The organism is Streptococcus oralis, assembly GCF_022749195.1.
GTDB lineage: Bacteria > Bacillota > Bacilli > Lactobacillales > Streptococcaceae > Streptococcus > Streptococcus oralis_CI.
In genome coordinates, this window is record NZ_CP094226.1 from 1,452,862 (window position 1) to 1,477,416 (window position 24,555).

The 24,555-nt window shown below is 44.1% G+C and carries 19 protein-coding genes; 3 read left to right on the top strand and 16 right to left on the bottom strand.

Going from position 1 to position 24,555, the window contains the following annotated elements; all coding sequences use genetic code 11:
* Positions 1-174 precede the first annotated feature (174 nt).
* Both MP387_RS07115 and MP387_RS07120 read right to left on the bottom strand, forming a co-directional pair.
* Entirely contained in the window at positions 175-1,347 is a 1,173-nt protein-coding gene (locus MP387_RS07115) for an AbiH family protein (RefSeq protein ID WP_242745911.1), read from the bottom strand.
* Between the two features lie 50 nt (positions 1,348-1,397).
* Positions 1,398-4,031 (bottom strand): DEAD/DEAH box helicase family protein, encoded by a 2,634-nt coding sequence (locus tag MP387_RS07120; protein ID WP_242745912.1) that lies wholly within the window; start codon positions 4,029-4,031, stop codon positions 1,398-1,400.
* A gap of 132 nt (positions 4,032-4,163) precedes the next feature.
* Between MP387_RS07120 and MP387_RS07125 the strand changes: the two genes are divergently transcribed.
* Positions 4,164-4,781, top strand: coding sequence for a TVP38/TMEM64 family protein (locus MP387_RS07125; protein WP_000076176.1), 618 nt, complete (start codon positions 4,164-4,166; stop codon positions 4,779-4,781).
* A gap of 46 nt (positions 4,782-4,827) precedes the next feature.
* Here MP387_RS07125 and scrK read toward each other — a convergent pair whose 3' ends face one another.
* Together scrK and MP387_RS07135 are read right to left on the bottom strand one after the other, a co-directional pair.
* On the bottom strand, positions 4,828-5,715 hold the full coding sequence (gene scrK / locus MP387_RS07130; protein ID WP_242745913.1) for a fructokinase ScrK: 888 nt from the start codon (positions 5,713-5,715) through the stop codon (positions 4,828-4,830).
* Between the two features lie 158 nt (positions 5,716-5,873).
* A complete protein-coding gene (locus MP387_RS07135; RefSeq protein WP_242745914.1) occupies positions 5,874-7,760 on the bottom strand; it encodes a sucrose-specific PTS transporter subunit IIBC in 1,887 nt (628 codons plus the stop codon).
* Positions 7,761-8,137: 377 nt separating this feature from the next.
* On the opposite strand from MP387_RS07135, the gene MP387_RS07140 reads away from it, so the two are divergent.
* Positions 8,138-9,592 carry a sucrose-6-phosphate hydrolase gene (locus MP387_RS07140; RefSeq protein WP_242745915.1) on the top strand — a complete coding sequence of 485 codons (1,455 nt, stop codon included), beginning with the start codon at positions 8,138-8,140 and terminating at the stop codon, positions 9,590-9,592.
* Complete coding sequence (locus MP387_RS07145) at positions 9,573-10,538, top strand: LacI family DNA-binding transcriptional regulator (protein ID WP_242745916.1); 966 nt, start codon at positions 9,573-9,575, stop codon at positions 10,536-10,538. The genes MP387_RS07140 and MP387_RS07145 overlap by 20 nt, the downstream gene beginning before the upstream one ends.
* Positions 10,539-10,573: 35 nt before the next feature.
* Here the strand turns inward: MP387_RS07145 and MP387_RS07150 are convergent, their stop codons facing one another.
* The 12 genes from MP387_RS07150 to MP387_RS07205 all read right to left on the bottom strand — a co-directional run bounded on the left by MP387_RS07150 (position 10,574) and on the right by MP387_RS07205 (position 24,545).
* Complete coding sequence (locus tag MP387_RS07150; protein ID WP_242745917.1) at positions 10,574-11,848, bottom strand: hydroxymethylglutaryl-CoA reductase, degradative; 1,275 nt, start codon at positions 11,846-11,848, stop codon at positions 10,574-10,576.
* The gene (locus MP387_RS07155; RefSeq protein ID WP_242745918.1) at positions 11,848-13,020 is read right to left on the bottom strand and encodes a hydroxymethylglutaryl-CoA synthase; all 1,173 of its coding nucleotides are present in this window, start codon (positions 13,018-13,020) and stop codon (positions 11,848-11,850) included. The genes MP387_RS07150 and MP387_RS07155 overlap by 1 nt, the downstream gene beginning before the upstream one ends.
* 118 nt (positions 13,021-13,138) lie before the next feature.
* Positions 13,139-13,594 (bottom strand): threonine/serine exporter family protein, encoded by a 456-nt coding sequence (locus MP387_RS07160; RefSeq protein ID WP_000176902.1) that lies wholly within the window; start codon positions 13,592-13,594, stop codon positions 13,139-13,141.
* A gap of 1 nt (position 13,595) precedes the next feature.
* A complete protein-coding gene (locus tag MP387_RS07165; protein WP_000344542.1) occupies positions 13,596-14,354 on the bottom strand; it encodes a threonine/serine exporter family protein in 759 nt (252 codons plus the stop codon).
* Between the two features lie 87 nt (positions 14,355-14,441).
* A complete protein-coding gene (gene pknB, locus MP387_RS07170) occupies positions 14,442-16,355 on the bottom strand; it encodes a Stk1 family PASTA domain-containing Ser/Thr kinase (RefSeq protein ID WP_242745919.1) in 1,914 nt (637 codons plus the stop codon).
* Positions 16,352-17,092 (bottom strand): Stp1/IreP family PP2C-type Ser/Thr phosphatase, encoded by a 741-nt coding sequence (locus MP387_RS07175; RefSeq protein WP_000401527.1) that lies wholly within the window; start codon positions 17,090-17,092, stop codon positions 16,352-16,354. The genes pknB and MP387_RS07175 overlap by 4 nt, the downstream gene beginning before the upstream one ends.
* A 15-nt stretch (positions 17,093-17,107) precedes the next feature.
* Positions 17,108-18,421 carry a 16S rRNA (cytosine(967)-C(5))-methyltransferase RsmB gene (gene rsmB / locus MP387_RS07180; RefSeq protein ID WP_242745920.1) on the bottom strand — a complete coding sequence of 438 codons (1,314 nt, stop codon included), beginning with the start codon at positions 18,419-18,421 and terminating at the stop codon, positions 17,108-17,110.
* Positions 18,414-19,349: a methionyl-tRNA formyltransferase gene (gene fmt / locus MP387_RS07185; protein ID WP_242745921.1), complete on the bottom strand. Its 936-nt coding sequence runs from the start codon at positions 19,347-19,349 to the stop codon at positions 18,414-18,416. Before fmt ends, rsmB begins: the two co-directional genes overlap by 8 nt.
* 12 nt (positions 19,350-19,361) lie before the next feature.
* Complete coding sequence (locus MP387_RS07190) at positions 19,362-21,758, bottom strand: primosomal protein N' (protein ID WP_242745922.1); 2,397 nt, start codon at positions 21,756-21,758, stop codon at positions 19,362-19,364.
* A gap of 65 nt (positions 21,759-21,823) precedes the next feature.
* Entirely contained in the window at positions 21,824-22,138 is a 315-nt protein-coding gene (rpoZ, locus tag MP387_RS07195; RefSeq protein WP_002875802.1) for a DNA-directed RNA polymerase subunit omega, read from the bottom strand.
* A 32-nt stretch (positions 22,139-22,170) separates the two neighbouring features.
* Positions 22,171-22,797, bottom strand: coding sequence for a guanylate kinase (gene gmk / locus MP387_RS07200; protein WP_000775041.1), 627 nt, complete (start codon positions 22,795-22,797; stop codon positions 22,171-22,173).
* Between the two features lie 134 nt (positions 22,798-22,931).
* Entirely contained in the window at positions 22,932-24,545 is a 1,614-nt protein-coding gene (locus MP387_RS07205; protein WP_242745923.1) for a ribonuclease Y, read from the bottom strand.
* Positions 24,546-24,555 lie beyond the last annotated feature (10 nt).

A 24,555-nucleotide genomic window follows, 5' to 3' on the forward strand; every position in this document is an offset into this window, starting at 1 on the left:
AGGAAATATGGAAACAAAGTTTTGTCTAAACCTCTTTCAAAAAATGTATTATTATTTCTATTTTATCATAATTCTATAAAAATCACTCGACCTGAATAGATCGAGTGGGGTAGAATTATTTTTAAATAAGATTTTATAATAGTATTCTATAACTTCAATTACTTTGTGACTATATTAAGGTAGTAGCACTTTTTCCATGCCAATCTTGTCATCACTTTTTACAAATACAACATTTCGTTTCCCTGTTAATTCTACTAGTTTTTCTTTACCAAGGATGATTGCGAGATTCTTAATAATTGAACGTTTAGCTACATCATCGTAATAAGTAAAAATAAATCGATAAGGATACTCACCTTTCTTTGCTAATTCAAAACATTTTTGAAATATTTCTTTATCCAAAGGGTCTACTGAGTGACCAAAAATAACAATGTTTTTCGAAACTGGAACTCTAGTCGGAACAGCACGCCCTAAAACAGAAGTATTTTTTACAGTATAATTTCTCTTAATAAAAAATTCTTCAAATTTATTTCCTGTTTCTTTGACAACTCGTTGATAATATTTCTGATAAGGTATCAAATCACTGTTGACATCATTTTCCTTATCCTCAATTCCAAAGACCATGGTATTGATCCTATTAGGTTGTCTATCTAAATCAATTCGCCCATGTATAAAATGAGTTTTCTCCTCAAAAGTTCCAAAGAGATGGCTCGATGTGTTGGTATAATTAAAGTTTAGGACAGAAGAATTTGACAAATCCGATATTGCATCTAGGGCTGTTGGTCTTACTTCAATTTTTCGAACTTCAAAGTCTAAATAATCCAAATATGACAGATAGATTTCTAATAGTTCAATTAATAAATCAAGTTCCTTGATGAAGATATTGTTAAGTGCCTCTATTAGCAGCTCTTTTTCGTTGTTGTCGAATGCTAGCGTATCGTTTTTTTCTTCAGCTATTTTAACTATGTAATGTTTTGCATTGTAATTACTAATATCTAGTAAGTGATTATCAAATTCAGGTTTATCAGCAAGGCCATAACACTCAAAGAACACTTTACTATTTTCTTTGAAATACATCATTCCATCCGCAAGTCGAGAAATCATGATTTCAAGGTTAGACCAGTTTTCTCCCAGAGTATCTTTGTTTTCATTAATAAATTTCAAATACAAATTATCCTTATAATTGGACAACTTAATTTTTTTATACTGTTTAATAAATCTTCTAAAGTTTACTATGTATTTCTTTCTTGAATTTAAATCATTAGTAAATTCAAGAAATTCTTCATACTTCGTTTTTCGCCCCATTGCAATATCAAATCCATTACCTAAAATTAAAATTGTATCTGCCATATTTTCTCCCTTTGCTTTTTTATTTTCTAGCGGGGTATATTTTACCTCCCCTACTCCAACCGGTTTTTAACCTTCTTCTTAGTCAAGGTACGGTCGTTTTGATTGGAGAGAGCTTTGATACGAGCTTCGAGAAGGGTTTTCCGTCCGGCCTCTGTTCGTGTATATACGAGGTGATAGCGTCCGATAGTTGGCCTCAGAAAGTCGAGGAATTTCTGTGCTTCTTCCTTGCGCTTGTCAAAAAGACTAGGCACGACATAGTAAGGTGACTGACCTTGTCGGACTTTCTCTGCCTTCAAGAGATAGCGCTGGTTATCCACTGGAGCAAAGAACTCTCCCACAGTCTGCGCAAACAGCTCCTTGTCCCTCATGTTTCCTCCCTTGAGATAGGCGAAAACCATGTAGTTTTCCTTGTCCTCCTCTACCTGAACACGGGATTGATCATCCGTTAGATGCCCCGAATCTAGCAGAGCCTTTCGGATCTGCTCACCCAGAGATTGCAAACATTTATAGGGACTATTATAGCGGAGGTAGCGCCAAGATGCAAAGACCAAAAAAAGGAGACAGGCTACCGTAAGCCACCAAACACCGATCAGTCTTAGTCTAAATAGCAAAACCAACAAATCCACTGCCAACAAGAGCAATGACATGCGAACCCATTTTAATGCATCAAGCAAGAGAATGACTGGGATCTTCTGTTTTTGAGTTGCGACTTCTGTAACTATCTCGAACTGATCCGCTACGACAAGAGCTTCCTGCCATTTTAGTCTCAAGCCTGCTCGATCCTTGGAGAGACTCTTAACTCGCTCATTGTACTCACTAATTTGCTTTTTCTTAAAAGGGGGCTTTGGAAAATCCAAACGATCCAAACCGGTCTCAATACTCTCCTGATTATAGGCCAATCCAAGAAAATGCTCCATCCGTCGCGACAAGGTCTGCAGATCTTGATTGCTCTCTGGTCTAGGCTCCTCACCAGGAAAAGTGATAAGCGCTTGCGCTTGAACGGCTACCAGATGCCAGATGTTGCTGGTCTTTTCTGGATGTCCCGGCCAGATACGAATGGCACGCCCGCGCATCTGGTTACTCAACATAAAGCTCCCCACAAAGCTTCCGAGGATTAGGGAATTAACACAAGGAGCATCCCAACCCTCTCCGAGGAGAGATTTGGTTCCGACTAGGACTTGAATCCGCCCTCGTTGAAAAAACTCCGTCACTGCCGCTACGATTCCCTTAGCTGAGCTCGGAAAACCAACCTGCACATAATCTTTTGGATCCAAGTGACCAATAGATGAGAAACTAAGAGGAATCTGAGGCAAGAGCTCCTTCAACTCTACTGCCACATCGGTAGGCAAAATAACGACACTACCTGACAAGACAGCCAAAGACACAGGTATCTCTTGCTCCTGAGCTTTTCGACGAATGCTTTCAAAATAAGGGAGAACCCCCAACTGAGAAATGGTTGCTTGATCATCTCCCAGATAGGTGGCAAAATCCTTGCGAATATAGTCAGCTAGTACTAACTGTCTCAGTTCCTGACCTAGACTCTCATACTCTATCAAGAAGATATCGGCAATGGCAGACAACTTCCCCAGAGATTGGGTTAAAAGCTGGTCAGAAGCCTTAGACTTAACCAGATAAACCTGACGTTTTTCCACCAACCCACGCGCCTTCAAGTCAACCTCTAACTTTTTCCTATATCCATCTGGATCCTCATACCAATCTGGTGTCTGATAGAGTATGCTCTGCAACAGCGTCTCCAACCAGTAGGAGGTCAATGCTGGAAGCTTCTGGGTTCCCAGTAAATTTTGCAAAGAGGGAGGAATCGTTAACCCCTGAGAATGCATATAAATCAACATAGCAGACAAGTACTTGGGATCTTCTAAGAGCAAATCAGATGAAATATCCCCTTTGAGGACCTTAGACCCTGCTACAAATGTTTGAAAATCAGGATCGACTATAAGGTGATGAATATAGTCCCACTTAGTCTCCTCAAACCGTTTGAGACGTTCCGCCTCTTCAGATGTTGGTGAACACATATAGACAAAATCCTGATGAGGGCAAAGAGTGTCTTCCTTTACTAGTTCAGGTACCGTGATTTCTTGATCGATCTCCCCGCACATTCGGATATAGCGTTCCCAGAGTTCTGGCTCGCTGTCATATGGCGGTGTCGCTGTCAGGGAGATGACTTGCAGCGGTTCATACTGCTTGCGAAAGGCTTCCAGACTTTTCCACCATTCATTACGCAGGTGGTGGCATTCGTCCAAGCAAAGAGTCGCAACTTTCTGAGCTCTTAGGCTTGCAAGCAAATCAAACCCCACAAAATCCTCTGCTTCACCATCTTCTTGTGATTGCAGTTGGTTCATGGCACTATGAAAAGCCTGATAGGTCACAATCGTTAATGCCTTCATCTCCTTTAAGTTTTGGGAAACGAGGTCTGAAAGCCTCTGACCTTCCTCTAGAAAAGCAGTTTGGATCCTATCTACCCATTGTTCACGAATGGTGACAGTCGGAACTAAGATGAGGGCTGGGTTGCCAAAACGAGCGATTAGCTCGATACCAATGGTGGTCTTTCCAGACCCTGGAGCCGCCACTAGATGAACATGACCGTCTGCTTGATAGTCCTGAAAACGATCCAAGACCTGTTTTTGATATTGGCGCCAGCTTCCTTTAAAGTTTAAACCTAACATGATACCCCTCATTCTATACCGTCTTTTTCTTATTCTCATTTTACCACACTTATTTCTCCAGTCAGATAATCCAGATAGTTTTTCTCTATAAAATATGGTATAGTAGAATCATACTATCTATCAGGAGTTTACATGTCACAGGATAAGCAAATGAAAGCTGTTTCTCCCCTTCTACAGCAAGTCATCAATATCTCATCTATCGTCGGGGGAGTCGGCACCTTGATTTTCTGTATTTGGGCCTATCAGGCTGGAGTATTACAGTCCAAGGAAACACTATCGGCCTTTATCCAGCAAGCTGGGGTTTGGGGGCCACCACTCTTTATCTTTTTACAGATCCTACAAACCGTCGTTCCGATCATTCCGGGAGCTTTGACCTCAGTGGCTGGGGTCTTTATTTACGGCCACATCATCGGGACTATCTATAACTATATCGGCATCGTGATTGGCTGTGCCATTATCTTTTACCTGGTGCGCCTCTATGGAGCTGCCTTTGTCCAGTCCGTCGTCAGCAAGCGCACCTATGACAAGTACATCGGTTGGCTAGATAAGGGCAATCGTTTCGAGCGGTTCTTTATCTTTATGATGATCTGGCCTGTTAGCCCAGCTGACTTTCTCTGCATGCTGGCTGCCCTTACCAAGATGACCTTCAAACGCTATATGATTATCATCATTCTGACCAAGCCCTTTACCCTAGTGGTTTATACTTATGGTTTGACCTATATTATTGATTTCTTCTGGCAGATGTTTTGAGAATAGAAAAATCCGTTTGGTTTCCCAAGCGGATGTTTTGTTTGTTTTATTTTGCGACACTCTTAGCAAGGACAAAGTTCCCAAGTGTGGCAGAACCATTTCCAGCAACTGCTGGAGTCACGATGTAGTCACGCACATCTGGTACTGGTAGGTATCCATTGAGAAGAGCTGTAAATTTCTCACGCACACGGTCCAGCATGTGTTGTTGGGCCATAACCCCACCACCAAAGACGATGACGTCTGGACGGAACGTCACGGTAGCATTGACCGCAGCCTGAGCGATATAGTAGGCTTGAACATCCCAGACAGAGCTGTTGAGTTCGATGTTTTCGCCACGAACACCTGTACGAGCTTCTAGACTTGGTCCAGCCGCAAAGCCTTCCAAACAACCCTTATGGAAAGGACAAACGCCGTTGAATTCTTTTTCAATATCCATTGGATGTTTAGCTACATAGTAATGCCCCATTTCAGGGTGACCTACACCACCGATAAACTCACCACGTTGGATAACACCTGCACCAATTCCTGTACCGATTGTGTAGTAGACCAAGTTCTCGATACGGCCGCCAGCATTGTTACGGGCAACTACTTCACCGTAGGCAGAGCTGTTTACGTCTGTGGTGAAATACATGGGTACATTAAGAGCACGACGAAGGGCACCAAGCAAGTCGACATTTGCCCAGTGAGGTTTTGGAGTCGTTGTGATAAAGCCATAGGTTTTGGAGTTTTTGTCGATATCGATTGGACCAAATGATCCGACAGCAAGCCCAGCAAGGTTATCGAATTTTGAAAAGAATTCGATGGTTTTATCGATCGTTTCGATAGGAGTTGTTGTAGGAAACTGTGTTTTTTCTACAATGTTAAAATTTTCATCTCCGACAGCACAGACAAACTTTGTACCGCCCGCTTCTAAGCTTCCATATAATTTTGTCATGATAAACCTCTTATCTTTGTTTTCTCTATTATAGCACATTTTAAAGGGCTAGATTTCTCAATATTTTAGATTTTCCTCTGTAAATCTTACCATTCAAGCAAAAACGAACAAACATGTCATTTGTTCGTTTTGTTTTTAGATTTGATTCTTGAAGAGGATTAGGCTTTCACTTCGATGATTGCGTCGCCCTTGACAACAGAACCGCTTGCGACTGGTGTCACAGAAGCGTAGTCTGCTGTATTGGTTACGATAACCATTGTTGTGTCGTCAAGACCTGCAGCAGCGATTTTATTTGAGTCAAAGGTTCCAAGAACATCACCAGCTTTGACCTTGTCGCCTTGAGCAACTTTTTGTTCAAAACCTTCACCGTTCATAGTTACCGTATCGATACCAACGTGAATCAAGATCTCAGCTCCATTTGCTGTCTTCAAACCATAAGCATGTCCTGTGGCAAAGGCGATCGATACTTCTGCATCAGCTGGTGCGTAAACCACACCTTGGCTTGGTTTTACAGCGATCCCTTGACCCATTGCACCACTTGAAAAGACTGGATCATCAACATTCTCAAGAGCAACTACGTCACCAACGATAGGAGTTTGGATTGTTTCGTTTTGAGGAGCTACTGGAATGTTACCAGTTGTTTCTTCTTGAACCAAACGTTCTGTCGCAACTTCACTAGCAACTTCTTTTTCGTCCTCGTAACCAAACATGTAAGTAAGGGCAAAACCAAGAACGAATGATACAGCTACCATAAGAAGGTATTGGAACAATTGGCCATTCCCAACGTAAAGCATAGTACCAGGGATGATGGTGATACCATTACCTGTACCAGCAAGTCCAAGGATTGAAGCCAATCCACCACCGATAGCACCAGCGATCAATGAAAGGAAGAATGGTTTACGGAAGCGCAAGTTTACCCCGAAGATAGCAGGCTCTGTAATACCGAGGAAGGCAGAAAGAGCAGCTGGGAAAGCAAGTGTTTTCAGTTTAGGATTTTTAGTTTTAACACCAACGGCAACTGTCGCAGCCCCTTGAGCTGTCATTGCTGCAGTGATGATAGCGTTAAATGGATTGACATGGTCAGCAGCCAACAACTGAACTTCAAGCAAGTTGAAGATGTGATGCACACCTGATACGACAATCAATTGGTGAACCCCACCGATGACCAAACCACCGAGACCAAATGGCAAGCCAAGAATGGCTTTTGTTCCGAGAAGGATGTAGTTTTCAACAACGTGGAAGACTGGTCCGATGACAAAGAGTCCAAGGATAGACATAACCAAGAGTGTCACGAATGGTGTCACCAGGAGATCCAAGACATCTGGAACCACCTTGCGAAGACCTTTTTCAAACTTGGCTCCGACCACCCCGATGATGAAGGCTGGAAGAACAGAACCTTGCAAACCAACAACAGGAATGAAGCCAAAGAAGTTCATAGCTGTTACTTCACCACCTGATGCTACTGCCCAAGCGTTTGGAAGCGAACCAGAAACCAGCATCATACCAAGGACGATACCAACGGCTGGATTTCCACCGAATACGCGGAAGGTTGACCATACAACTAAACCTGGTAAGATGATGAAGGCTGTATCTGTGAGGATTTGGCTGTAAATGGTAACATCTTCTGGAAGTGTGATTCCAAGAGCGTTCAAGAGACCACGAAGACCCATGAAAAGACCTGTCGCTACGATAACTGGAATGATTGGTACAAAGACGTCACCGAAAGTACGGATAGCACGTTGGAACCAGTTTCCTTGTTTAGCAGCTTCTGCTTTCATATCTTCTTTAGAAGATGTTGGCAAACCAAGTGCAACCACTTCGTCGTACATCTTGTTTACTGTACCAGTCCCAAAGATGATTTGGTATTGGCCTGAGTTAAAGAAAGCTCCTTGAACTTTATCCAAGTTCTCAATCACTTCCTTATTGATTTTCCCTTCATCTTTGACCATGACACGTAGACGAGTCGCACAGTGGGCTACACTGTTGACATTTTCACGTCCGCCAAGGGCTTCGATGACTTTTTTTGCAATATCCTGATTGTTCATTTGCAAAAATCTCCTTATAAAATTTTGTTCTTGTTTGAAAGCGATTTTATTCGCCCTACGACTATTATTTTATCACGTTTCTAAAATATGTCAAGCGTTTTGCAGAATTTTTTGTTCTCTTTCTTTTTCTCTGATTATTTTTGCTCGTTTTTGAGGGATATTCTCTTTTTCCTCAAAAAAATATCTTTATACTTGAGGAATCAAGGCTTTTATTTACATTTTCTTTCATTTTTTCGTGAAAATTTGCTAGATTTCCTTTACTTGATTTATGGCAATCGTTTGACATATTTTTCTTTTTTTTAACATAAAAGACTTGCTTTTTTTGCCGAAAACGTTTACTATTAATAATAGAATAGAACTTATGGAGGAAAGATAAAATGGAATGGACAACTGAGCGCCGTTATAGACGCTATGAAGACTGGTCTAATGATGAAATCAAACAAATCAAGGAAAAGATGGCTCAATCTCCTTGGCATACTCGTTACCATGTCGAGCCTAAAATGGGCCTTCTCAATGATCCAAATGGTTTTTCTTATTTTGATGGCAAATGGATTCTCTTTTACCAAAACTTCCCCTTTGGTGCAGCCCATGGGTTGAAGTCTTGGGTGCAGCTTGAAAGTGATGATTTAGTGCACTTTACAGAAACTGGAGTCAAAGTTTTGCCAGATACTCCATTAGATAGCCACGGTGCCTACTCTGGTTCTGCCATGCAGTTCGGCGATCAGTTGTTCCTATTTTATACTGGAAATGTCCGTGATGATAATTGGATCCGTCACCCTTACCAGATTGGTGCTTTGATGGATAAAGATGGCAAAATTACAAAGATTGACAAGATCTTGATTGACCAGCCAGCAGACTCTACTGACCACTTCCGCGACCCACAAATTTTTAACTTTAAGGGGCAATATTATGCCATCGTCGGTGGACAGGACTTGGAGAAAAAAGGCTTCGTCCGTCTCTACAAGGCTGTGGACAATGATTATACAAACTGGCAAGCAGTTGGCGACCTTAACTTTGCTAACGACCGCACTGCCTACATGATGGAATGTCCAAATCTAGTCTTTGCAGGGGAGCAACCTGTCCTTCTCTACTGCCCACAAGGATTGGATAAGGCTGTTCTAGACTATGACAATATCTATCCAAACATGTACAAAATCGGGGCTTCCTTTGATCCTGAAAATGCCGAAATGGTAGATGTCTCTCCATTGCAAAATCTAGACTATGGTTTTGAAGCCTATGCAACGCAAGCCTTCAACGCTCCAGATGGACGTGCACTAGCGGTAAGTTGGCTTGGGTTACCAGATGTTTCTTACCCATCTGACTGTTTTGACCACCAAGGAACCTTCTCATTGGTCAAAGAACTCACTATCAAAGATGGCAAACTCTACCAATATCCTGTCTCAGCCGTCAAAGAACTTCGTTCTTCTGAAGAGGTCTTCTCAAATCGTACTCAAACCAATAACACCTATGAACTGGAGCTCAACTTGGAGGCCAATAGCCAAAGCGAGATTGTCTTGCTCGCTGATAAAGAAGGCAAGGGGCTTTCAATCAACTTTGATCTTGTCAATGGACAGGTGACAGTGGATCGTAGTCAGGCTGGTGAACAGTACGCCCAAGAATTTGGTACAACTCGTTCTTGCCCTATCAATAACCAAGCTACTACTGCCACTATCTTCATCGACAAGTCAGTCTTTGAAATTTTCATCAATAAAGGAGAAAAAGTATTTTCTGGTCGTGTTTTCCCACATGCAGACCAAAATGGTATCCTCATCAAATCTGGGAACCCAACTGGAACTTACTATGAATTAGATTATGGTCGCAAAACTAACTGATGTCGCAAAACTTGCAGGCGTCAGCCCCACTACCGTCTCACGGGTCATCAATAAAAAGGGTTATCTATCTGAGAAAACCATTCAAAAGGTAAATGAAGCCATGCGAGAGCTAGGCTACAAGCCCAATAATCTGGCTCGAAGCCTCCAAGGAAAATCTGCCAAGTTGATTGGACTTATTTTTCCAAACATCAGTCATGTCTTTTATGCGGAGTTGATTGACAAGTTGGAACACCAGCTCTTCAAGAATGGCTACAAGACCATCATCTGTAACAGCGAACATGACTCTGAAAAAGAACGAGAGTACATTGAAATGCTGGAGGCCAATCAGGTCGATGGTATCATTTCTGGAAGTCACAACTTGGGAATCGAAGACTACAATCGCGTGACTGCACCGATCATTTCCTTTGACCGAAACTTGTCTCCAGACATTCCTGTTGTCTCCTCCGATAACTACGGTGGCGGAGTCCTCGCCGCCCAAACTCTGGTCAAGACTGGAGCCCAGTCTATCATCATGATTACAGGAAATGACAATTCCAACTCACCGACTGGACTGCGCCACGCTGGCTTTGCTTCTGTTCTCCCGAAAGCTCCTATTATCAATGTTTCCAGTGACTTTTCTCCCGTCCGAAAAGAAATGGAAATCAAAAATATCTTGACCCATCAGAAACCAGATGCGATTTTTGCTTCGGATGATTTGACAGCTATCCTGGTTATCAAAATTGCTCAAGAGCTGGGAATTTCTGTTCCTGAAAAGCTCAAGGTCATCGGCTATGATGGGACCTACTTTATCGAGAACTACTATCCTCATTTGACAACTATTAAGCAACCTATGAAAGAGATTGCCCAACTCACTGTCGATCTTCTCTTACAGAAGATTGAAGGCAAGGAAGTTGCGACAACTGGTTACTTCTTACCCGTCACCCTATTACCAGGAAAAAGTATTTAAGTACAAAAAACTCAGACGAATTCGTCTGAGTTTTTTTATGATCGTAAATTTTCTAAATAGCGCTGGGCTGTCTCTAAGTTAAAGGTTTTATCTGCGATCAAGTGCTCGACCAGTGGAGCAACCTCGGACTCATTAGCACCTGCTAGGAGAGCTAGGGATTTGGCCTGCAATTTCATGTGGCCTTGCTGGATGCCCGTACTGACCAAGGCTTTGAGAGCCGCAAAGTTTTGGGCAAGACCGATGGACACGATAATCTGAGCTAATTCCTTGGCTGAAGGATTCCCCAGTAGTTCATGACTGAGGGCTACACGAGGGTTGAGACCGATAGAGCCGCCCTTGGTCGCTACCGGCATGAGTAGGGTCATCTCACCGACCAATTCTTCTGAGTCCCTATCTAGACTCCATCGGCTGAGGCCTTGATAGCGTCCATCTCGACTGGCAAAGGCATGGGCTCCAGCTTCGATGGCACGCCAGTCATTACCCGTGGCGATTAAAATGGCATCGATACCATTAAAAATCCCTTTATTGTGAGTAGATGCTCGGTAAGGATCAGCCTGCGCAAACTGGCTAGCCAAAGCTATTTTCTCTGCTATTTCTCTGGCTTCATCCTTTTGTCGGCTCAAGTAGCGAAAGGCGATACGACAGCTTGCAGTCACCAGAGAATCGGTCGCGTAGTTGGACAGGATTCCCATGAGACTCTGTCCCTGACTGAGTTCTTCTAAGACTGGTTTCAAAGCTTCCAGCATGGTGTTGAGCATATTGGCTCCCATGGCTTCCTGGGTATCGGCATGAAGATAAACAACGAGAAAATTCGTTTCACCTTTGATCTGTTCTACATGCAAATCACGCGCCCCGCCACCACGTTTGACGATAGAAGGATAGGCTTGATTGGCAAGTTCCAAGAGCTCCGCTTTCTTGCTGGCAATCTTCTCTTGCGCTTGTTCAGGATCAGCAACTTGATAAAGGGCTACCTGGCCGATCATCTGGCGCTGATGAACCCGAGCAGTAAAACCACCTGCTCGCTTGATGATTTTACTAGCATAGCTGGCCGCAGCAACCACAGACGGTTCTTCTGTCACATAGGGAACTGTGTAGTCCTGACCATTCACCACAAGCTCTGGAATGATCGAATAAGGAAGAGAAAAAGTTCCTACCACATTCTCACTCAGCTGGTCTGCAACTGCCAAGCTGACTTGTTCATCCTGCTCGAGACTCGTTTGCTTTTCAGGACTAAGGAGCGCCTGAGCTTTCAACAACTCTAGGCGCTCATAGTATGATTTTTTAGAAAATCCATTCCAACTTATCTTCATTATTTTTCAACCTTGCTATAACGGCGTTGGTGGTCGACAATTTCAACCAAGGCATAGTCTTGATGTTCATAACCTGCAAATTGAGCTGAGCCAGACTCATCCAACTGCAAGTCTTCGAAGAAGACTTTTTCATAGTCCACAACTGACAATGCTGTACGTTGCTTGAGTTTGCTCAAGCGATCCTTATCAAGGTAAGTCTCATAGCCTTCGACCAGCTCTCCACTAAAGAACTCTGAAACCGCTCCACTTCCGTAACTGTAGAGGGCAATTTTATCTCCAGCCTTCAAAGTCTCTGCATTTTCCAAAAGGGAGAGAAGGCCGAGGAAGAGGGAACCCGTGTAGATATTCCCAATCATCTGACTGTAGAGAATGGACTTATCAAAGTTTTCTTGCAAACTATCCTGTTTTTCTTTAGACAAAGTTTTGTCCATCATCTTGCGCAAGCCTTTTAGGGCCAACTTAGGATAAGGCAAGTGGAAGCAGATAGCCGCAAAGTCATCCATAGTCCAATCGTAGCGTTTCTTGTATTCATCCCAAGTCGTTGTCAGGCAATCAAGATACTGTTGGGTCGAGTACATGCCGTTTACATAAGGAGTGCTTGAATAGTTCGGACGCCAGAAATCCATGATGTCGCGCGTTTGAGCAACGTTATCATTGTTAAAGGCCATGATGCGAGGATTTTGGGTGATCAGCATCGCCACGCTTCCAGCTCCCTGAGTTGGCTCACCCGGAGTTGCCACACCATACTTGGCAATATCACTGGCAATGACCAAAACCTTGGACTCTGGAGAATTTTCCACATGCAATTTAGCATAATGAAGGGCAGCTGTCGCTCCATAGCAGGCTTCTTTGATTTCAAAGCTACGGGCGAAAGGCTGAATGCCTAATAGGCCATGAACAAAGACTGCCGCTGCCTTACTTTGGTCAATCCCTGACTCGGTCGCCACGATGACCATATCGATTTCTTCTTTTTCTTTGTCTGTTAAAATAGAGTTGCTTGCACTAGCTGCCAAGGTAACAATGTCCTCAGTCAGTGGCGCAATACTAATTTCATTTAACAAGAGTCCCTTGCTAAATTTTTCGGGGTCAACTCCCCTCGCTTCTGCTAAGTCTTGTAATTTCAAGACAAATTGACTGGTCGCAAAACCAATCTTATCAATACCGATTGTCATATTTACCTCTGTTTTTTCATTCATTGTAAAAAATCGTTTCATTCTATTTTATCACAAATAGGGACAAAAGAGAGAAAAAAGACTTGATTCAACAAATCAAGTCTTTGCTTTCACTGCATTAGGAGGAGATTCCTCGTTGTTTTCGGATATAGTAATAAAGCTTTAAAATCACCGTTCCACTTGCCATTCCAATAGAAATAACAAGAGCTAACATAACCACCAAAGTCGCGCTGGCAATAGCATGGCTGTAATCTCCTGTCACAAAGAAAGCTGTCGTTCGATAGGATAAATAACCCGGCACCAAGGGGGCAAGAATGGCCAAGACAAAGACCACCGCTGGTGTCTTATAGACAATACTTAAAATCTGGCTGATGCAAGAGCCAATTACTGCTGCGATAAAGGTCGCAATAATAACATTGGTTGGTTCTTTGAGCACGAGATAGAGGAGCCAAACGCCCATTCCCAAAATACCACCAGGTAGGAGCATGGAGCGTTGAACATTCAGTACGATTAGAAAGGTGATAATGGCGAGTAAACTCGCCACTGCTTGGAGCAAAATACTTGTTAGAGTCATCTTATGTCATCAAAACCAGGGCGACAGAGGTGCCGGCCCCTAAAGCGAGGGTAATGAGCAAAGATTCAAACATCTTGCTCATACCAGAGTTGATATGGTTGGTCATGATATCCCGTACCGCATTTGTCAGAGCAATCCCTGGAACAAAGGGCATGACAGCACCTGCTATAATCAGGTCTGCCGTCGAAGGAAATCCTGTATAGCGGGCCCAAAACTGGGCGATCAATCCGAAAACAAAGGCACCCGCAAAGGCCGTTACAAAAGGAATGCGGACAAACTTCTCTACGTAGAGAGAGAAGGCAAATCCAAATAAGGTTGCAATAGCCGCACCAAAAGCGTCATAAACATTGCCCCCAAACATAATTGAGAAGAAAGGGGCACTGAGGGTCGCTGCTACGGTCACTTGGAACTTGGTATAAGGAAGGGCTTGATTGCCGATTTCTTTCAGCTTTTTAAAGGCTGTCGAGAGGTCAATCTGCCCTCCGACAAGCTCCCGTGATACTTGGTTGACATCACAGACTTTTTCAATGTTATAAGAAGATGAGGTTACCCGTTTCATCCGAGAAATATTGGTGTTTTCGATAGAAAAGAAAATAGCTGCGGGCATGGCAAGAACATTGCAATCCATTATTCCCTGCGAATGGGCAATACGGATCATAGTATCCTCAACCCGATGAATCTCTGAGCCACTTTTCAGGAGGATGGTTCCTGCTAGCATAATCACATCAATGACGGCATTCAACTCTCTCGATTCGTCCATTTTCTCCTCCTTTTTTCTACTTCCTATATTTTATCACAAAATCTTGTGAAAAAAAATCTTTGTCATGAATTCATGACAAAGATTCGTTTAATCTCGAGAACTTTCGTGAGATCCTTCACTATTGGATGAACTGCTAGAAGGAGTGTTCCCTTGTTGATTCCCTTGTTGATTTCCTTGTTGGTTCCCCTGGTTTGGACTTGTAGGAGAACCCTGGTTCCCATGTTGGGCAGGATTAGAGGATGAAGTTGATGGTGGTGTTTTTGGTTTGTAGATGGAAAGTTTGATACGGGTACTTGCAAGATCAACCAGTTCTCCTGCTCTTGGCGTTTGACTTACAACAGTTCCTTCTGCCGTTCCTTCAGGAGCAGTCGAGACTTCTACAACCTCAATATTTGCTTCCTTCACACCGACAATCTGAGTCAAGTTATTCTTTGTAAACTCGAGACTTGAACCGATGTAGTTCGGCATGCTGACACTAGTCACCTTCTTAGCCACTGTTAAGGTAATCGTAGTGGCTTTTGAGAGATCATAGGTCGAACCCGAAGCAGGGGTCTGTCTGAGGACGATTCCAGGTTCGCTTTCATTGGATTCTTCCTCTTCCATCTTGATTAGATTTTCAGGAACCTTCTTCTCCTTGAGTTCAGCTACAACTTCCGTATACTTACGTCCGACATAATTGCTCAATTGGAAGGATTGCTTACCAGAAGAAACGATCAAATTGACCTTGGTTCCTTCTTTTCGGCCGCTACCAGCTTCTGGATCCGTTCGAATAACACGTCCTTCTGCTACGGTATCGCTGGCCTCTGACTTTTCTTCACCGGCTTCAAACTTGGATTTTTTAAGAGCTTCCTTAGCCTCTGCAACGGTTTGTCCAGCTACGTCAGGAATAGCAATCGTTGCTGGTGTTCTTGACAAAATCCAGACCAAAGAGGCTGCAACCAATAGAAGACTAGCCAAAAGAATCATATAGCGAGCCTTAAACTTCCGTTTCTTGGCTGGCTTTGGCGCTGGAGCCGGCTCTGCCACTGGTTGAGTTGGTTTCTTTGGCTGAGGGCGTTCTTCTTGCGCCGGAGCTTTAGGAATCGATGTCAGTGTACTTTGTGGAACTTTAGGTAAAGTCTTAGTGTCTGCCTTACTCGCATCGTCAAAGACCAGTTTCGGTTCATTCCGACGATTATAAGACAAGCTAGTTGACAAGTCCACATACATTTCTGAAACAGACTGATAACGGTCTGACAGCTTCTTAGCAGTTGCCTTGATGACAACATTTTCTAAAGCCTGAGGGACAGATGGGTTTTCAGCTATGACGGACGGAAGTGGCTTCTGGAAATGCTGGAGGGCAATCGTAACCGCACTATCCCCATCATAAGGGATATGTCCCGTAAGCATTTCATAGAAGATAATCCCCATTGCATAGATATCACTCTGGAAGGTCGCTTTTGAACCACGCGCTTGCTCAGGTGACAAATAATGAACAGAGCCTAACATTGAGTTTGTCTGGGTCAGACTGGTCTCCGCAAAGGCTACGGCAATCCCAAAGTCCGTAACCTTAGCTGTGCCGTCAGGTGTCAAGAGGATATTTTGAGGTTTCAAATCCCGGTGAACGATTCCTCGAGTATGGGCTAAGCGCATGGCCAAGAGGATTTGCCCCATAATCCGAACCGCTTCTTCGTTTGAAAGAGGATAGTGTTCTTTAATATAACGCTTGAGGTCAAGACCTGCTACGTATTCCATAGCTAGGTACTGTTGACCGTCTTCCTCACCAATATCTGTTATCCGAACGATATGAGGATGGTCCAGATCCGCCATGGCCCTCGCTTCACGCTGGAAACGTGCCACAGCAATCGGGTCCGTCTGGTAGTTGGTCCTCAGGACCTTCACTGCCACTTCTTCCCCGTCTAGGATCAAATCCTTGGCCAAGTAAACATCTGCCATGCCTCCTCGACCAATCTGCTTGACAATCCGATACCGCCCGGCAAAAATCTTGCCGATTTGGATCATTCTGCTGCCTCCTCGTTCATGTAAACAAGGGCAACCGTAATGTTGTCTAAACCTCCTGCATTGTTAGCGAAACGAATGAGGGTTGCCGCCTTGTCTGCTAGGGAAATATCGCTAGTTACAATATCATAAATCTCACTTGCCGAAATCATATTGGTCAAACCATCACTATTGAGCAAAAGATAATCTCCTGACTCCAGTGTAATCATCCCAAAATCTGGCTGGATCTCATCTTTTTGTCCGATGGACTGGGTGATGATATTCTTTTGAGGGTGAGTTTCTGCTTCTTCTGGAGTCAATTGACCAGCCTTGAGCAATTCGTTGACCAAGGAATGGTCACTCGTCAACTGGTGGTATTCTTCTCCACGAATCAAACCGATACGAGAATCTCCAATATGAGCATAGATGGCTTGGTTGTCAATAAACGCAACAGCTTCTAGCGTTGTTCCCATGCCTCTGTAGGCTTCGTCCTGACCTAGTTGATGAATTTTTTGATTTTCAATCTCCAGGTAGTGGGCAAACCACTCACGAACTTCATTGACTGAGTCAATTTGGGTATCCACCCAAGCCACACCAAGGTCTGTTACCGCCATCTCACTAGCGATATTTCCTGCACGGTGTCCTCCCATCCCGTCAGCCAAGATGATCATAGTGCGTCCTGCTCGGTTGACAAAGTGATTGACATAGTCCTGATTATTTGTCCGTTTCTGACCAACATCTGTTAATAATGCTATTTCCATTGTGTCAGTTCCTTCCTATTCTGATATCTTGCGAAATTGGCTAATAAAGAATCCATCACTTCCATACAATTCAGGAGTGATCAGGATGCAGCCATCTTTCAGGATATCTTTACATTCGTGTTCTAGTTTAACCTGCTCGAACTCGGGATGACTTTCTAAAAACGCCTCAACGACTTGAAAGTTCTCCTCAGAGACAATAGTACAGGTACTATAAGTTATTATACCACCTTTTCGTAGCGTTTGACAAACACTACCTAATATTTCCAGCTGAATTTCCTGTAAGGACGTGAAATCTGCTGTTTCTTTATTGTATTTGATGTCTGGTTTGCGACGCAAGAGTCCAATCCCAGAACAAGGAGCATCTACCAAAATCTTATCAAAAGAGTCCCGACCGAAAAACTCATGCACTTTTCTGGCATCTAATTTTTGCGTTTGCACTCGATCTGCTACTCCTAAACGCTCCGCATTTTCTTGGATCAAGTCCAACTTGTGGTCATACAAGTCCAGAGCAGTAACCTGACCTGTCGTGAGATAAGAGGCTATGTGGGCTGTTTTTCCACCCGGAGCCGCACAGGCATCAAGCACTCGCTCATCACCTTGTAAATCAAGCGTCGGAGCAACCAGTTGACTAGACTCGTCTTGGATGGTGATGGCTCCATCTGCAAACAAATCATGTCCTGCAAAGTGGCCGTGCTCCTTGACCAGACCAGTAGCTACCAAAGGGGAATCAGTTGCCTCTAACAAAGCTTTGATTTCCTCTTTTCGACTCAAGTCAGTCACCCGAATACTGGCTTTGTTGCGCACCAAAAGGCTTTCAAAAATGGCTTGGGCTCGCTCTTCCCCGTATTCTTCCTTGAGTTTAGACACGAGCCAAACTGGGAGAGAATAGGCAATGGAATCACGCTTATTTTTTCGTTTGATGCTGTCAATATCTGGCCAACCTTCTCGCAAGATACGACGAAGGACGGCGTTGACCAATTTTTCACTGCCTTTTTTACGGGCTTTGGCTAGTTCCACTGCTTCATTAACAACAGCGTGATTAGGAATCTTATCTAGATACCGAAGTTGGTAAGCGCTCAGGAGGAGCAGAACATAGAGCCAGTTATCTAGCTTATCTCTGTCTTCGATAAAGTGGGACAGGTACCATTCCAGAGTGAGTTTTCGGGCTACCGTTCCGTAGACAATCTCTGTCACCAAACCCTTATCTGCTACTGAGAGTTGACTCCCCTTGAGGTGTTTGTTTAAAGCAATATTGGAATATGCTTGGTTCATCAAAACATCCTCTAGCACTGCCAAAGCTAGACTTCTAGCCGTTTCTACTTTAGTCACCAAATCGTTCTCCTACTGTCAATGTGCGTCCAACACCGTTGAGGAAGGAAGAAATATCCATCTTAGGCTTACCAGCTGGCTGCACTTGTTTGAGAGACAAAGCTCCTTCTGCCGTAGCGACGATCAATTCCTTCTTTCCAATAGAGAGAATCTCACCTGGAGCTCCCTGACCTTCTACTGGTAGAGCTTCATAAATCTTAAAGCGGTCTCCCTTGAGAAAAGTGTGGGCAACAGGCCATGGATTCATCCCTCTGATTTGGTTAAAGAGTTGACGGTTAGTCTTATTCCAGTCCAACTTTTCTTCCTCTGGTTTGATATTTGGCGAGAAAGTGACTTGACTAGGATCTTGTGGTTCAGGTTGGATTTCTCCTGCTAGGTAGCCAGGTAGCGTATCCAAAAGCAAGTCACGACCAACAATCGCTAATTTTTCAAACAAGGTGCCGACATTGTCCTCATCTGTGATAGGAATACTGCGACGAGAAATCATATCCCCTGCATCCATTTCCTTGACCATCTCCATAATGGTCACACCAGCTTCCTTATCCCCTTGAATCAAGGCATAATGAATGGGGGCACCACCACGGTGTTTTGGAAGAAGGGAAGCGTGAACGTTGACCGCAAAGTTCATGCTATCAAGAAGTTTACTTGGGAGGAACTGCCCAAAAGCAGCGGTCACAATCCCATCCGCCCCTAGCTTCATAATGGCTTCCATCTCTGGACTTCCAGATAATTTTTCAGGTTGGTAGATGGGAAGGCCTGCTTCTTTGGCAGCCTGCTTGACTGGGGTTTCTTGGATCACTTTTTTACGGCCGACAGCACGATCAGGCTGAGTCACAACTGCTAGAATTTCATAACGGTCGTCTGATAACAACCCCTTCAAAACTGTCGCTGAAAAATCGGGAGTCCCCATAAAGATTAGTTTTGTCATTTCTTCTCCTTCTTATAAAAATTGCTGCGGCTCATGGTCAATACTGAGACGAAGCTCGCTATTTTCCCGTTCTTGAGTCAAGGCCAAAACTCGATTGAGAGTTGGTCCCAGCTCATCTTCTAAACGGTATTTAATCAAAATCTGGTAATGATAAAGGTTGTGGGTACGTGCGATGGGTTTAGGTGTTGGTCCAAGGATTTTACTAGTTTCCGATAAACCTGAGCGCAAAATTCCCATGACTTCATAGGCACGTTTGACAACCTCTTCTTCTTTCTTGTGAGAGAGGGTAATCCCAATCGTAAAATAATAAGGCGGATAGCCGAGTTGGCGCCTGATACTCATTTCATAAGCGTAAAAGCCTTCGTAGTCTTGGTCTTTGGCAAATCGAATGGCATAGTGCTCAGGATTGTATGACTGGATCAAGACCTGCCCAGTCTTTTCTGCACGACCTGCACGGCCTGCCACCTGAGTTAAGAGTTGGAAGGTTCTCTCAGAAGAACGGAAATCAGGCAAGTTTAGGGCTGTATCCGCATTGAGGACTCCGACTAGGGTCACATTTGGAAAATCCAAGCCCTTGGCAATCATCTGAGTTCCCAACAAGATATCTGCTTCCCCTCGACCAAACTGCTCAAGAAGAGCTTGGTGACTACCTTTCTTGCGAGTCGTATCCACATCCATCCGCAGAATGCGAGCCTGAGGAAAGAGCTCTACTAGCTCATCATAGGCTTTCTGAGTCCCCGTCCCGTAGTAGCGAATGCTGCGACTCTGACAGTTGGGACAGACATGAGGAATTCCCTTCGAAAAGCCACAGTAATGGCAGTTCATGGTCTTGGTATCCATATGGAGAGTCAGAGAAATGTCACAGTTGGGGCAGCTATCTACCGTCCCACACTCCCGACACATAACAAAGCTAGAATAACCCCGACGGTTGAGCATGAGGACTACCTGCTCTTTTTTATCCAAACGGTCTTGGATGGCCTCTAGCAAAGGAGGCGTAAAGTTTGATGTCTCATTCTGCCCGATATAGTCCCGAAAGTCAATCACTTGAACCTCAGGAATAGTGGCTAAAGGATTAGCCCGTTGGGTCAGACGTAAGTGTTGATAGACGCCTTTTCCAGCCCGCGCACGGCTCTCTAAGCTCGGTGTCGCCGAACCAAGGACCAGGGCTGCTTGATTATACTGGGCCCGTAGAATGGCGACCTCTCTGGCATGATAACGGGGATTGCTGTCTTGTTTGTAGCTGGCTTCATGCTCTTCATCGATAATCATAACACCCAGATTTTTCAGAGGAGCAAAGATAGCTGATCGAGCGCCAACGACAACTTGGGCATCGCCGCGCTCAACCTTGCGCCATTCGTCGTACTTCTCACCATTGGATAGGCCTGAGTGGAGAATGGCTACTTTCTCACCAAATCGAGCAACAAAACGCTCCGTCATTTGTGGCGTCAGAGAAATCTCAGGAACCAACAAAATAGCCGTCTTACCCTTATCCAAGGCTCCTTGGATAATCTGCAAGTAAACCTCCGTTTTCCCACTTCCTGTAATTCCTTGAAGGAGGAAAGGAGGCTGTTGACTGCCAATAGCACTGACAACGGCATCACGCGCCTTTCTTTGTTCTGGATTCAACTCCAAAGGTTGGCTGGCTTCAATGCCTTCAAAATAAGCAGCTGAGCGTTGCACTTCCTTTTGGACTATGGACACAGCACCTTGTTCCACAAAGAAGTTGACTTGCTCCCGCGAATAGGACTCTAGCAAACTAGCCAGAGGAGCACTCTTAGGATGAGACAGCAAATAGTCTCTGAGCTCTGCTTTTTTCTTAGCACGCGCAGAAATCTCAATCTTCTCTAGCTGAGTAGCATCAACCTCATACCAAGACTGGGTCTTGACCTTTTTTTGATCGACTGCCTGGTATTCTAAACGGAGCAGCCCTTTTCTGGTCAAGCGCATCATTTCTGCCTGTTTGGCAAGGTCTAGAGAAGAAAAGGCTAGCGAATCTTCTGAACCAAACAGACGCTCTCGGTCTGCCTGGCTGAGACCTTCTAGAGGATAGAGAATCTTATCATAGCTAGAGTTTAAAAATCCTGGAAGCATGGCTTTTAGGATGGAGATTTTGTAAGAAAAGACAGACTTGCGTAACTCCTCAGCCAGCCAGAGTTGCTCTTGCGTGAGAACAGGGGAAAAATCTAGCACTTCTGCAATCTCCTTCAAGTTCTGATCAGCCACCTCTTCATCCGACTGGGACTCCAAACCCAGCACAATTCCTTGTATCAAGCGATTGCCTTTGCCAAAAGGCACATGGACCCGCATACCGACTTCCAGCATGTCTATAAATTCCTCTGGAACCTTATAACTATAAGGCTGGTCCGTTTGCATCAGGGGAACATTCACGATAATCTTTGCGATAGCCATCTTCTCACCTCCTCCTTGTCAGTAAATTCTTGCAATAGAAAAAATAAGATTGAGTCCCCCCAACCTTAAATTTTTTCACCATCTTCTTTTTCTTTAGCAATTTGCTCTTTGATTTTCTTTTCTTCTTCTTCTCTGCGGCGTTTTTCTTCTTCGATACGGAGACGAACCGCTTCACGTTTTCCTTCTGGATCTGGGTGAATGGTTACATTTCCAGACTCGATTTCTTCTAAAGCGCGAAGAGTTGATTTTTCAGACTTAAACTCTTGAGTAGCTGGCGCACCTGCCTCTAGTTCGTGGGCACGTTTTGCTTCTAAGATTACGAGTGAATATTTTGATGGTACCTTGTCTAGCAAGGTATCAATAGAGGGTTTTAACATCATTTGCTTGTACCTGTTTCCTATAGTTTATCAGTTTATCGAGTAGTTGGAGATTTTGGCAACATCTCCTGGTAGTGACCAATGACACGATCCACACGGAAGTGTTCTGCTTCGATCACACGCTTGACACGTTCAGCAGCGAGGGGCACCTGATCGTTGACAATGGCATAATCATACTCACGCATGAGGGCAATTTCTTCCTTGGCTTTTTCAATTCGTTGGGCAATCACTTCAGCGCTATCTGTTCCACGACCTACCAAACGATCTTGCAATTCATCCAAATCTGGTGGTGTTAGAAAGATAAAGACAGCATCTGGAACCTTTTTCTTAACCTGAAGGGCTCCTTGGACTTCAATCTCAAGAAAGACATCGATTCCCTTGTCCAGAGTTTCATTGACATAGGTCAGAGGAGTTCCATAGTAGTTACCGACATATTCTGCATATTCCAACATCTGACCTTGACGGATCAGCTCTTCGAACTCTTCACGAGTACGGAAGAAATAGTCCACTCCATCCACTTCACCAGGACGTTGCGCACGCGTCGTCATCGATACAGAGTATTGAAATTGATTCTCAGAACTCTCAAAAATCTCTCTTCTAACCGTTCCTTTCCCAACTCCTGAAGGACCAGAAAAAACGATTAGCAAGCCTCGGTCTGCCATTATGTCTCCTTTAGTTAGTCTGTGAAATAAAGTAAAATTTCTCTCGGATAGTGATGATAGCGTCAGTTATCCTTCTACAGTCTTTCTATCTAGTGTAACAAAAAAGCAGTAATATTTCAACTGCTCTTTCTTATTTATTTAGCATAATCTACTGCACGAAGTTCGCGGATCACGGTTACCTTGATATTTCCTGGGTAATCGAGATTGTTTTCAATTTTCTCACGAACTTTGTGAGCCAAGATTGTGACTTTGTCGTCTTTGATTTGTCCTGGATTTACCATGATACGGATTTCACGTCCTGCTTGAAGGGCAAAGCTATTTTGCACTCCTTCAAAGCCATTGGCAATTTCTTCCAAATCATGGAGACGCTTGATGTAGCTTTCAAGAGATTCACTACGAGCACCTGGACGCGCTGCACTCAAGGCATCTGCTGCAGCAACGATCACTGCAATGACGCTTTCGGCTTCGACATCGCCGTGGTGGCTAGCAATAGTATTCACCACAACTGGGTGTTCCTTGTACTTACGAGCCAATTCCGTACCAATCTCAACGTGGCTACCTTCAACCTCGCGGTCAATAGCTTTCCCGATGTCGTGAAGGAATCCAGCACGACGGGCAAGAGCTGCATTTTCACCAAGTTCACTGGCGATGATACCAGATAACTTAGCAACCTCAATCGAATGACGCAAGACATTTTGTCCATATGAAGTACGGAACTGCAAGCGTCCCATGATCTTCATCAAGTCTGGATGGAGGTTTGGCGCACCAATCTCATAGGCAGCAGCCTCACCGTATTCGCGGATCTTATTGTCAATCTCTTGACGGTTTTTCTCCACCAACTCCTCGATACGAGCTGGGTGGATACGGCCATCCTTGAGCAACATTTCCATGGTCATACGAGCAATTTCACGACGAATCGGATCAAATCCTGACAAGGTTACCACTTCTGGCGTGTCATCGATGATCACATCGACCCCTGTCAAACTTTCAAAGGTACGAATGTTTCGACCTTCGCGTCCGATAATGCGTCCCTTCATGGTATCATCTGGTAGGTGAACTGTCGAGTTTGTTGACTCTGCTACATAGTCACCAGCGATACGCTGCATAGCCTGAACCAAGATATCTTTCGCAATCTTGTCTGAACGTTCCTTGACTTCTTGCTCAGCCTCACGAATGCGGCTAGCAATTTCCTTAGTCAAGTTTTCCTCTGTCTGAGCCAAGATAATATCTCGAGCCTCAGTTTGGGAAAGGGAACCGATACGTTCAAGTTCAGCTTCTTTTTGTCTTTCGACTTCCTCTAATTGCTCTTCACGTGCATCAAGGTTTTTTGCTCTATCAGAAATACTTTGTTCTTTTTGTTCAAGTGTTTGTTCTTTGTTCGTCAAATTGTCGTCTTTGCGGTCAAGGCTCGCAGCTCTCTCCGTCAAACGACTTTCAATTTGCTTGAGCTCCTGACGTTCTGACTTAAATTCAGCGTCCACTTCTTCACGGTATTTTCTGGCTTCCTCTTTGGCCTCCAATAGTGCTTCTTTTTTAAGAGACTTGCTTTCGCTCTTGGCTTCATTTAGCAATAAATCCGCTTCGCGCTCAGCTTGTCCTCGTAAATTAGTTGCTTCTTGTTCAGCATTTAGAAGCATCAACTCTGCAGCCTCTTGAGATGATTTCATCTTAGCTGAGATGCTGACATATCCAATGACTAAACCAATGATGACGGCAAAAACAGCAATCGCAAGTGTCATGATTTCCATGTTTTTACCT